Origin of the sequence: Paraburkholderia sp., assembly GCF_035948235.1 — a bacterium.
Taxonomy (GTDB): domain Bacteria; phylum Pseudomonadota; class Gammaproteobacteria; order Burkholderiales; family Burkholderiaceae; genus Paraburkholderia.
The window spans coordinates 49,201-59,788 of record NZ_DASZJJ010000348.1; the positions used below are offsets into that span (position 1 = coordinate 49,201).

General features: G+C 62.9%; 9 protein-coding genes. 4 read left to right on the top strand and 5 right to left on the bottom strand.

The genetic code is table 11. From position 1 onward, the window contains the following. Positions 1-11: 11 nt before the first annotated feature. The 4 genes from VG320_RS30965 to VG320_RS30980 all read right to left on the bottom strand — a co-directional run bounded on the left by VG320_RS30965 (position 12) and on the right by VG320_RS30980 (position 3,465). On the bottom strand, positions 12-1,700 hold the full coding sequence (locus VG320_RS30965) for a type II and III secretion system protein family protein (protein WP_414696175.1): 1,689 nt from the start codon (positions 1,698-1,700) through the stop codon (positions 12-14). 117 nt (positions 1,701-1,817) lie between these two features. Next, complete coding sequence (cpaB, locus tag VG320_RS30970) at positions 1,818-2,639, bottom strand: Flp pilus assembly protein CpaB (protein WP_327203880.1); 822 nt, start codon at positions 2,637-2,639, stop codon at positions 1,818-1,820. Positions 2,640-2,663: 24 nt separating this feature from the next. Beyond that, complete coding sequence (locus tag VG320_RS30975; RefSeq protein WP_327203881.1) at positions 2,664-3,212, bottom strand: A24 family peptidase; 549 nt, start codon at positions 3,210-3,212, stop codon at positions 2,664-2,666. Between the two features lie 82 nt (positions 3,213-3,294). Then, positions 3,295-3,465, bottom strand: coding sequence for a Flp family type IVb pilin (locus VG320_RS30980; RefSeq protein WP_167056941.1), 171 nt, complete (start codon positions 3,463-3,465; stop codon positions 3,295-3,297). A 983-nt stretch (positions 3,466-4,448) separates the two neighbouring features. Here VG320_RS30980 and VG320_RS30985 point away from each other — a divergent pair. The 4 genes from VG320_RS30985 (at position 4,449) to VG320_RS31000 (ending at position 9,072) form a co-directional block, all read left to right on the top strand. Continuing rightward, positions 4,449-5,702: a glycosyltransferase family 87 protein gene (locus tag VG320_RS30985; RefSeq protein WP_327203882.1), complete on the top strand. Its 1,254-nt coding sequence runs from the start codon at positions 4,449-4,451 to the stop codon at positions 5,700-5,702. 72 nt (positions 5,703-5,774) lie between these two features. Then, on the top strand, positions 5,775-6,836 hold the full coding sequence (locus VG320_RS30990; protein WP_327203883.1) for a glycosyltransferase family 2 protein: 1,062 nt from the start codon (positions 5,775-5,777) through the stop codon (positions 6,834-6,836). Between the two features lie 199 nt (positions 6,837-7,035). Next, positions 7,036-8,379 (top strand): sigma-54 dependent transcriptional regulator, encoded by a 1,344-nt coding sequence (locus VG320_RS30995; protein ID WP_327203884.1) that lies wholly within the window; start codon positions 7,036-7,038, stop codon positions 8,377-8,379. A gap of 183 nt (positions 8,380-8,562) precedes the next feature. After that, complete coding sequence (locus VG320_RS31000) at positions 8,563-9,072, top strand: MarR family transcriptional regulator (protein ID WP_327203885.1); 510 nt, start codon at positions 8,563-8,565, stop codon at positions 9,070-9,072. 83 nt (positions 9,073-9,155) lie between these two features. On the opposite strand, the gene mhpT is transcribed toward VG320_RS31000, so the two are convergent. Then, the gene (mhpT, locus tag VG320_RS31005) at positions 9,156-10,382 is read right to left on the bottom strand and encodes a 3-(3-hydroxy-phenyl)propionate transporter MhpT (protein WP_414696176.1); all 1,227 of its coding nucleotides are present in this window, start codon (positions 10,380-10,382) and stop codon (positions 9,156-9,158) included. Positions 10,383-10,588 lie beyond the last annotated feature (206 nt).

The following is a 10,588-nucleotide window of genomic DNA, read 5'->3' on the forward strand; positions in this document are numbered from 1 at the left end:
TCCCCTTTTCATCACTGCTTGAGTGCGACGCCGGCTTGTGCAGCGCCCTCGGTCGAGACCCCCGCGACGTTGGCGGGCGCGGCGATAGCGGCGGACGGCTGCGTGCTCTGAATCGGCAACGCGGGCGCAGCGGGCGTAGCCGGTGTGGCGCTGGCGCCGTTCGGGTGCGCTGCACCGCGTCCTTCCATGTTGCCGGTGGCGTAGACATCGGCTTCGTTGGGCGTCACAAAGCTATCCGTCGGCAGCGGCGGATTCGACATCGGCAACGGCTTGACCAGATGCGGCGTAATGACGAACACCAGCTCGGTGCGGTCCTGCTGGAACGACGTGCTGCGCAGCAACGCCCCGAGCACCGGCACTTCGCCGATGCCCGGCAGCGCCTTGAGCGAACCGGTCACGTTGTTCTTGATAAGCCCGCCGATCGCGAACGATTCGCCATCGTTCATCTGCACTGTAGTGGACGCGCGGCGCGTCGTGATGAGCGGCAGAATCGACACGCTGCCCGCATTGGCCGCGCTCAGCGTGACGCCGGTCGACGACAGCTCGGAGACTTCCGGCGCGACGCGCAGATTGATCTTGCCGTTGCCGAGCACGGTGGGCGTGAATTTCAGCCCGATGCCGAACTCCTCCTGCTGCAGGATGATGGAACTGGAGGTTCCGCCGACGCTCTGCGGCACCGGAATGAACACTTCGCCGCCCGCGAGGAAAGTGGCCTCCTGACCGCTGATGGTGACCAGATTCGGCTCTGCGAGAATCTTCACGAGGCTGTCGGTCTTTTGCGCATCGACGGCGAAGGACAAGGGCTTGTTGTTCGCCTTGCTGAAACCGATGGCGCTAGACACGCCCGCCAGCAGATTGCTCACGAGCGCACCGGTCCACGAGCCGAAACCGCCCTGGATATTGACCGCCGCGCCCAGTTGATCGATCAGTGTCTTGTCGACCTCCGCGACTTTCACTTCGAGCATGACTTGCTGAGGCGAATCGACGCTCAGCATATTCAGTACGCCGCCGCCCTTGCCGTCTGCGCCCGCGGCATGCGTGCTGTAGACCTTCGCGATCTCGACGATCTGCTGCGCCGCCTGCGCGGTCGAGACGCGGCCCGAGAGCACGAGGTTGTCGCCCGCCGTCGTGACGCGCACGTCATGCTCGTTGGGCAGCAGTTGGGCGAGCGACGACATCAGGCCGCCGGCATCGACATTCACCACCACGTCGATGATCTGGCACGAGCCGCCCCGCCCCTGCACGATCATATTGGTCGTGCCCACGGACTGGCCGACCAGATAGAGCGTGCGCGGCGACAACATGGTTGCCTGCGCAACGGCAGGGTTGCCAAGCGTGCGATTGAGCACCGGCTCGTCGAGCGGCACAAGCACCGATTTGCCCAGCGGCACGACCACGGTGTTTTCGCCACGGATCGGTCCGGTGCAGTTCGGGCCGCGCAACGGGCCCGTGGGTGCCGCAGCGGGAGCCGACGCGTTGGCGGGAACCGGCGTCATGCTGATGGTCATCTGCACCGGCCCGTGCGGGAGCGATGCGGGCGCGGCAACCGTCTTCGCTGCCTGCGTATTCTCATCCCCGTCCGTGGCGCGGGCAGGCTGCGCCATCAGCAGCCCTGCGCTGACCCAGGCTGTCATGGCCGCGGCAAGCGGAGTGCGGCGCAGGCCTGCGCGCCGCGGTGGGTGATGCAGTGCTGTTTTCATGACGGATTGCCCCCGATTCATGTCTATCTGCTTGTTTGTCTGTTTATCTATCTTTCTGTTGCCGGACTTGCTGCGGGTGCGCCCGGTCGCGCGCCACGCTTTTTCATACAGCCGCGCTCAGAAGCATTCCTGGCTGCTGGTGACGCCCGAGATCACGTTGATGCAATCGCGCTTTGGCGCGCGATGCTCGGCATAGCGAACGCGGGTCGGCTTCACTGGCGCGGGCGCCGCCACCGGCACGGCGGTGCCCAGCAGCGTGTCCTTGGTCGCGCCGTCCGTTGCGAGGCCCTTCTCGTCCACCTGGTTGCGCAACACGAGCGACAACGTGCCCACGCTGCGCGCCAGATCGAGTTTCTCGGCCTGTTGCGGCGTGACTTCCAGCGTGACGGCATCGACTACCTTCGGCGCCGTATCCTCGCGGCTAACCTGCTGCGCCACAGCCAGCACCAGAATCTTCTCGAGCACGGTTTTGGAAATGCTCAACTGATCGGTCCGGCCCGGCTCCTGGGTGTTGACGATCACATCCACGTAATTACCTGGCAGTGCGAATCCCGCCACGCCGACCACATCATTGACGCGCACGGTAATGGCGCGCTTGCCTTCGGCGATGACGGCGGACAAACCGCCCTTGGTGCCAGCGGGCGCGAGCCGCGCCTCGATCACCGGTTCCCCCTTCGAGACGCTTGCGCGCACGACGCGGCCTTCCAGCAGCTTCGCATCCTTGAAGGCACCGACAGGCACGCTGCCGGCCGGCCAGCTGATGGTCTGGACCATGTTCGCTTCGATCGGCTCACCGAGGCTGATGTCCTGGGTGGCGACCGCCACGGTCGTGACGCCGCTCGACGAGGTTTGCACGAGCCAGCGGGACGCCGAGAGCGCGGCCGCGAGGCCCGCCGCCAGGGCGACAACAAACATGACCAATGCACGACTGTTCTTCATGGCAAAACTCCTCGTTGATGACGTCTAGACCGCAGCGAACAACACCCCGATCGTTGCGCTCGCAATGGCCACGCCGTAGGGCAACGTGCCCAACGAGGCGGGTTTCTCATTGGGCGCCTGTGGCGCGACGCCGATCCACACGGCGTTCGGCAGCCAGCGCGCGCTGATTCTGTGGATCAGGCGCATCAAATCCTTTATCCTGCCCCGCTTCACGATCACGGCGATCGACCACACGCCGCCAATCAGAAGCGTCACCAGTACGATGTGCAATGCGAAGGCCGGCCCAAGCCACGCGCCGATCGTCATCATCAGCTTGACGTCGCCAGCGGCCATCCCGCGCACCAGATAAAACGGCAACAGCAGCGCAAACCCTGCAAGCGCGCCTTCGATCCAGGCCGCGCCGCCTTTGAGCGGGCCAAGCAACCAGACCTGCGCGAACAGCGCGACGATCAGACCGCCCAGCACAATGCGGTTAGGAATGCGCCGCGCGACGAGATCGGTGCTGGCCGTCACGATGGCCAGCACGACCACGCATAGCGGAATGGGTTGCGCTGGAAGATGTTCGACAAACATCGCGTGCCTCGTCTCGTGTCGATGCTGGAGTTCAGGAGGAGCGGACGAATCGCAAGCGGCGATTCGTCCGCCGCCTCACAACTCAGATCGAGTCGCCGATCGTGTTGAAAGCGGTCGAAATCTTCGTGGCAAGTCCCGAAACGGCCGCGATGATGGCGAGTGCGATGAGCGAGCCGAGCAGCGCATATTCGATGGCGCTGATGCCGTCTTCGTCACGGATGAATTGGCTGGCCTTGGCGATGATGTTCTTCATGATTAACTCCATTAGGATGACTACATAAATCCCATTGCCGGAATTGGCGCAGGGGTTGAACGACTTCGAGTGAGCGCAGAAGCCTGGCGAGCAGGCTCAACGCGGCAGAACGGTCCTGGCCGGGTAAGCGGACGACTGGGTCGCCGATGTCGGCATGGCGCGCATCGCAACAGCAGGCGCAAGTTCAAACGCGCCGCCGATGAATGCGTGAAGGAATAGAGTGCGCCGTGCGGCCAGCGTCCAGCGTGCTGGCGCGCAGCGGCGTGAAAAGATGAAACGTGTAATTGCCCCGTAGCTCATTTTTATACCCCGATCTAACCTCGCTTCTATTGGCATCCGGTCTTTGCCGGTGCTTTGCGTCAGGCCAGTGGCGCCTGTTTCGTCCACGATACTGCCGACCTGCGTAACCAGTCCTAGGCAAGGTACGGGCCAGCTCTGCAGGAAGCCCGAAAACATTGGCCTCCCGGCAAATCGGCAAGATTTCCCTGCCTATGGCCAGCAATCGAAAATGTTACTGAACTGATACATCGGCTTTGCGCGCGTGCCACCGCGTCAACGCCGCCATCGCCTTTTGTATGAACGGTTTGAGCCGCTTTTCCCAGGACTTTCCCTGGGCCGTCTTTGTGCTGCTTTGCACACCCTTCCTGGCCAGCCTGCAGGGAAGGCCGCCACGGTTGATACAACACTGAAACATCGCCCCGGTTTTGAACCGACAAATGGGGAAAAACCAGTGAGCATCGCGCCGCCGCCTGATGTGCTGGAATCTGCTGGCTTGTAACGCATCGCGATTTCTACACATAATCAATTGAGAGAACGTGCATGCGTAATAGATAAGCCAGAGATGAGATAGAAATTACGTCTAGATCGAATCGCCGGACCGGCAAAGGCAATTTCACGATCAGTCGTTAAAATGCAGCACTAAACAATTCGCACGACCGGAGAACAAGCTGCTCCGGATCGGCAGATCATGCGGGGGCGTGGCAATGGAATTACCACTTCAATCGGCGGGCGGCGCTGGCAAGCGTGCGCAAGGCTGGCTCAATCACGAGCGCTTCGTCCTGTACAGCGTGACGATGTGCATTCTCTACGTCATCTTTTTTGCAACGTGGGCACGCGTCACGAACTGCTTTCTCGCGACCGGCACGGCCAGACCGGCAGGCGACTTCGCGGTTTTCTGGAGCGCATCGCACGTCTTGCTTCATGGCACCGCGGCGCAGGTCTATAACTTCACCTCGTTCTCCGCAGCGCAAGCCGCGTTGTTCGGCAGCGTTGATAAGAACTCGTTCCTGCCGTGGCTCTATCCGCCAACTTTCCTTGCCGTAGTCACGCCGTTGGCGCTTCTGCCTTTCCTGCTTTCCTATGCGCTCTTCGTCAGCGCAAGCCTCTTTGCCTATGTCAAAGGCGCGCTTGCGCTCTCGCGCCTCTCGCGCTGGAGCGGCAATGCCCGCGTTGCGGTCCTGCTGCTGGCGACCTCGCCTTGCGTATTCGTTGCCGCAACGTTCGGGCAGAACTCGCTGCTCACTGCCTCACTTGCCGCTTTCGGCGTGCGCTGGGTCGAGCGCTATCCAGTACGCGCCGGGATTTGCATCGGACTGCTATGTATCAAGCCGCAGATGGCGATGATTTTCCCGTTCGTGCTGATCGCCACGCGCGCGTGGCGCGCCTTCGCCAGCGCCGCCGTGACCGTCATGGTCTGCGCGGGCCTGAGCGTGGCGATCTTCGGCCTTCATACGGTCAAGCTCTCGTTTCTCGTGGCAGATCTCGCGCGTAGCATCATCCTCGAACATAGCGCCAACTTCTGGCTCGCCTCGCCAACTACGTTTGCCGTGCTGCGGCTGGGCGACGTACCGTTGCCGGTCGCGTATCTGCTGCAGGGCGGCGTAGCTACGCTCGCGATTGCGTCGGCATGTCATATCTGGCGAAAAACGCACGACGCCGGCGCGCGCGCCGCCATCCTCGCACTGGCCACGCTGATCTCCAACCCTTATGTGTGGCACTACGAGCTGGCCTGGCTGGGACTTACGCTCGCCTGGCTGCTTGCCAGCGGCCTGCGCACCGGCTGGCTGCGCGGCGAGCAGACGGTCATCGTGCTGGCGTGGCTGTTGCCGATCTACGAATTGTTCAATCGCTATGTGATGTTGCCGCAAATCGGCCCTATCGCGCTGCTGCTCGTGCTGCTGATCGTCCTGCGCCGCACGCGCGAACCGCAAGCATTACGAGCGCCAGTAGCCGTTTGAGCGCGACCGCAAACGTAGTAACCAGCAGCAAAAGACGCGGCCTCACGCCGCGCGAGCTGAACCGGGGGAATCATGAACACACGTACCAGCAAACCACTTGTTTCGATGGTGGTGCCGTTCTACAACGAAGGCGAAGCCGTCGAACGTTTTTTCGAAGGCATCGTGCCGGTGCTGGAATGCATCGCGTCGATACGCTTCGAGATCGTCTGCATCAACGACGGCAGCAGCGACGACACACTCGATAAACTCGTCGGCGCGGGTGCGAAAGACGCGCGCATACGTGTGATCGACCTGACCCGCAACTTCGGCAAGGAAGCGGCGCTCACGGCCGGCATCGACGAGGCCTGCGGCGACGCCGTGATTCCCATCGATGCCGATCTTCAGGACCCGCCCAGTCTGATTCCGGTGATGATCGAGCACTGGCGCGCCGGAGCCGATGTCGTGGCCGCGCGGCGCACCAACCGCGCCTGCGATACCTGGACCAAGCGCACGGCCGCCGGGCTCTACTACCGCGTGCATAACGCGCTCTCCGACGTGAAGCTGCCGGAGAACGTCGGCGACTTCCGCCTGATGGATCGGGAAGTCGTCAACGCGCTGCGGCGGCTGCCCGAGCGCCGGCGCTTCATGAAAGGCCTGTTCGCGTGGCTGGGCTACCGGACCGTGATCGTCGATTACGAACGCGAGGCGCGCAGTGCCGGCCATTCGAAGTTCTCAGGCTGGCGCCTCTGGAATTTCGCGCTCGAAGGCATTACCAGCTTCAGCACGGTGCCGCTGCGCAGCTGGACCTATATCGGCCTGAGCATCGCCGCCGGGGCGTTTCTGTATGGCGGTTTCATCGTCGGGCGCACGATCCTGTTCGGCAATCCGGTGCCAGGCTACGCATCGCTGCTCACCGTGCTGCTGTTCATGGGCGGCATCGAGCTGATCGGGATCGGCGTGGTGGGCGAGTATGTCGGTCGTATTTACCACGAGACCAAGGGCCGTCCGGTTTATCTGGTGCGGCGGCGCTATCAGGCCAGAAACAAGGTCAGCACGCTGCCCGTCAGGCGGTCCAGCACGCGCACCGAGCAGGTTGCCAAACTGGACTTCGCGCGCCGACGCACGGCAACCCGCGTACGCGCGGCGGGACGATAACGTCGCGCGAAATCTGGTGCCAGTTCAGCCATCGCCCGGGGGAAAACCACTACGCTAAAACTTGATGCGGTTTTGATCTGATTGAAACTGCGACGACCTTGAATTAAGGTAGATCTATGTGTGGCACTGCACAAATTCGAGCATCACCGGGTAAACACGGTGAATTGCCGCTTGAGCAGGCCGAATGTTCGGGGGGAACATGGATACCTTATCGGCTTCATTGGCGGCGGAACGCGCGGTCCTGTACGTGTCCGGCAATCCGGACAGCCGTATCGTCGAACTACTGACGAAAGCCGCATGGCAAGTCGTCGTGTTGCCAACGGACGCGGAAACCGCACCCGAAACGATCACGAAAGTCGCGTCGCGCGTCGGCCTGATCGAGGTGCCGCACGACGCCACGCCCGAGCAGTTGAGCGCATTGCAAAGGTGCGTGCGGCGTACGAAAGTCACCTGGATCGCGCTCGTTCAGCCGGGTCAATCCGATGCGGTCGCGACCCGTCAGTTCATCCTCGATCATTGCTACGACTTCATCACCTCGCCCTACCCCGAGTCTAGCCTGCTGTTCGCGATTGGCCACGCCTATGGCCTGGCTACACTGCGCGACGCATCAAGCGCTACCGCGCCTGTCGAAGAAACGAAACGCTTGACCAGCCGTCGCGCTCACGGCCAGTTCGACATGATCGGCGAGTGCGAATCCATGCAGGAGCTTTACCGCGGCATTCAGCGCTGCGCGCGCACGGCGGCGCCGGTTTTCATCAGCGGCGAGTCCGGCACTGGCAAGGAACTCGCGGCACGCGCGGTGCACAATCGCTCAGCGCGCTCGCGCCAGCCCTATGTCGCCATCAATTGCGCGGCCATTCCCACGACGCTGCTGCAGGCCGAATTATTCGGCCACGAGCGCGGCGCATTCACAGGCGCCATGCAACAGAAGATCGGCCGCATCGAATCGGCGGCGAAAGGCACGCTCTTTCTCGACGAAATCGGCGACATGCCTTATTCGTGTCAGGCGGTCCTGTTGCGTTTTCTTCAGGAAGGCACATTCGAGCGCCTTGGCAGCAATACGCCGATTAAAGTCGACGTCCGCATTATTTCGGCGACCCATGTGGATCTGGAAGCGGCCGTGGCGCAAGGAAAGTTTCGCGCCGATCTCTATCACCGGCTTTGCGTGCTGAAGATCACCAACCCGCCACTGCGCGAACGGGATGCGGATATCGAAATGCTCGCGCAACATGCGCTTGCGCTCTACAAAAAGGAAGCGCAGCACAAGATTCGCGGCTTTTCCGCCGATGCGCTGGTGGCGCTCCGTCAATACGATTGGCCCGGCAACGTGCGCGAGCTTTTCAACTGCATCCGGCGCACCGTGGTGATGGCCGAAAGCCCGGTCATCAGCGCCGCCGATCTCGGCTTGCAGGTTGCGGCCGAGTCGCTGGGCGATGCGTTGAATGAGGCACGCGCGCAGACGCAAGTGCCCGCAACAAACGCGAAGGTTGCGGCGGAAAGTCCAAAAAAAACGACACGCTCCCGCTCGCCCGTGCACGCATAGGCAAACCGCGTCGAAGCGGTGGCCGGCGCTCGCGCTAGCATACGTCTGCGCGCGCCGCGCGCAATCGGCGCAGAAGAGGTATTGACCGGCTTCATGTCCTGCACTTCACGATGCCATCAGGCTTCCTGATATATGCAGTAAAATACGAGCCAATACCTACGACTGAACCGCCTTTGATCGCCAATGGCCAGAAAATCCACCGTCGCCGCTTCCACCCCAACGAGTCAACCGGCCCTGTCCGGCGTCGGCGCCGATGCCACGCAACGCTCGGTGCCGCCGATGCGCCTGAGTTACCTGATCGGCCAACTCGACCGCGTCATCTCGCGACGTCTTGCTGAAGCGCTCGTGCTGCACGGCCTCACGCTCCCGCAATACACGGCCCTGTCGGTGCTGCGTGCGCGCGGCCGTTCATCGAATGCCCAGATCGCCGAGCGCTCGTTCATCACGCCGCAATCGGCCAATGAGGTCGTGAAGACGATGGAGGCCAGCGGCTGGGTCGCCCGCGAGCCCGATCCGATGAACCGGCGCGTCGTGCTGCTCTCGTTGACCGACGCGGGAAAAACACTGCTCGATGCCTGCGACGAGGCGGTCGATCAGGTCGAACGCGCGATGCTCGACGACGTCGCCCCGACCACGGCACAGACGCTTCAAACGCTGCTGCACACCTGCGTGCGCAATCTGCGCGCGATATAGCCGTCGAATGCGAAACACCCATCGCATGCCGAGCCTTGCGATGGGTGTTCGATACTGCGCCCGCTAAATAAATATCTGCAGCACTAACTTTCTGTCCGGCGCACCGCAAGCAACGCGCCGATCGCCGCCAGCACCGTCACTGGAATACTCGCCGCAATCACCGTTGTCGCGCTGGCGCCGCCAGCCAGCAGCTGCCCCGCTGCCAGCGGCCCGACAATCGACCCGATACGTCCCGCCGCAACGGCCGCGCCCACGCCAGTGCCTCGCATGACGGTCTCGTAGCTCGCTGCGGATAGTGCGTAGAGCATCGACTGCGCGCCCACCACGCCCATGCCGGCCAGCAGCACCGACAAGGAAAGCCACAGCATATCGCCCGCGCCCGCCAGCATGAACAGCGAGACGGCGATGCCTGCGTAGACGGTGGCCACGACGCGCATCGGCCGCACGCGGTCCATCAGCGTACCTGTCGCGAGCACGCCGACCACGCTGCCGACGTTGAACAGAATTTGCGTAATGCCCGCCTGGCCGCGCGTGAGTCCCCGGCTCACGATCAGCGAGGGCAGCCAGTTCAGCAGGAAATACAGGACGATCAGCGTGCAGAAGAAGCTGATCCAGATCTGCGCGGTCACGGCGGCACGCCCATCGCCGAACAGCACACGTAGCGTCGATGGCGGTCCGCCGTGCATGGCCTGCGCGTTCGAACTCGCCGCACGATAGGCGTTCGACTCGGGCAGCCACGCAAGAATCGCCGGTGCGATGATGAGCGGCCCGAAACCGCCCGCGTAAAAGATGTGGCGCCATTCGGTATCGCCCGCGCTCAATACGCCGATCAAGGCGGCCAGCGCGCCGCCTATCGGCATGCCGCAGTACATGACGCTCACTGCCGTGTTGCGCAGCCGTTGCGGCACCGCTTCCGCCGAAAGCGCGATCAGGTTAGGCATCGCGCCGCCCAGCCCCAAACCCGTCAACAAGCGCGCGAGCAGCAAGGTTGCGAATGTGGACGTCTGGGCCGTCAGTAGCGAGAATGCGCCAAATGCCACCATCGAAATCAGCAACACGCGCTTGCGGCCGATCAGGTCGGCAAGACGGCCGCCCAGCATGGCGCCTGGCAGCAGCCCGAACATCCCCGCACTGAACGCGATGCCCAACTGGCGCACGGAAAGCCCGAATTCACGCGCCATGCGCGGCGCCGCAACGCCAGTGGACTGCAGGTCGAGTCCTTCCAGAACAGCCACGACCAGACAGAGGCCGAGCACCCACGCCGTACCCGCCGTCCTGCTGGACGGCGCCTGAGTTGTCGATGACGACACGATATCTCCTCGTTTTTATGGACGCGCTGCGCAGCGCGCATTACTGCAGCCTGTAGATACGGATGAGAACGGCGTCGCGGCCGGGCCGCAGACTGTCGAGCGTGCCGACATACACGTTGTCGTTGATCCAGCCGTATTTGCCTTGCGGCGCGACCAGGTCGATATTCGAAAACACCGCCTGGCCGGCTGCCCTCTGCGCAGGCGCC

Coding starts and splice junctions, on each gene's coding strand:
- cpaB (WP_327203880.1), bottom strand. CDS start 2,639: ATGAAGAACAGTCGTGCATTGGTCATGTTTGTTGTCGCCCTGGCGGCG.
- VG320_RS30975 (WP_327203881.1), bottom strand. CDS start 3,212: ATGTTTGTCGAACATCTTCCAGCGCAACCCATTCCGCTATGCGTGGTC.
- VG320_RS31000 (WP_327203885.1), top strand. CDS start 8,563: ATGGCCAGAAAATCCACCGTCGCCGCTTCCACCCCAACGAGTCAACCG.
- VG320_RS30985 (WP_327203882.1), top strand. CDS start 4,449: ATGGAATTACCACTTCAATCGGCGGGCGGCGCTGGCAAGCGTGCGCAA.
- VG320_RS30980 (WP_167056941.1), bottom strand. CDS start 3,465: ATGAAGAACATCATCGCCAAGGCCAGCCAATTCATCCGTGACGAAGAC.
- VG320_RS30965 (WP_414696175.1), bottom strand. CDS start 1,700: ATGAAAACAGCACTGCATCACCCACCGCGGCGCGCAGGCCTGCGCCGC.
- VG320_RS30990 (WP_327203883.1), top strand. CDS start 5,775: ATGAACACACGTACCAGCAAACCACTTGTTTCGATGGTGGTGCCGTTC.
- VG320_RS30995 (WP_327203884.1), top strand. CDS start 7,036: ATGGATACCTTATCGGCTTCATTGGCGGCGGAACGCGCGGTCCTGTAC.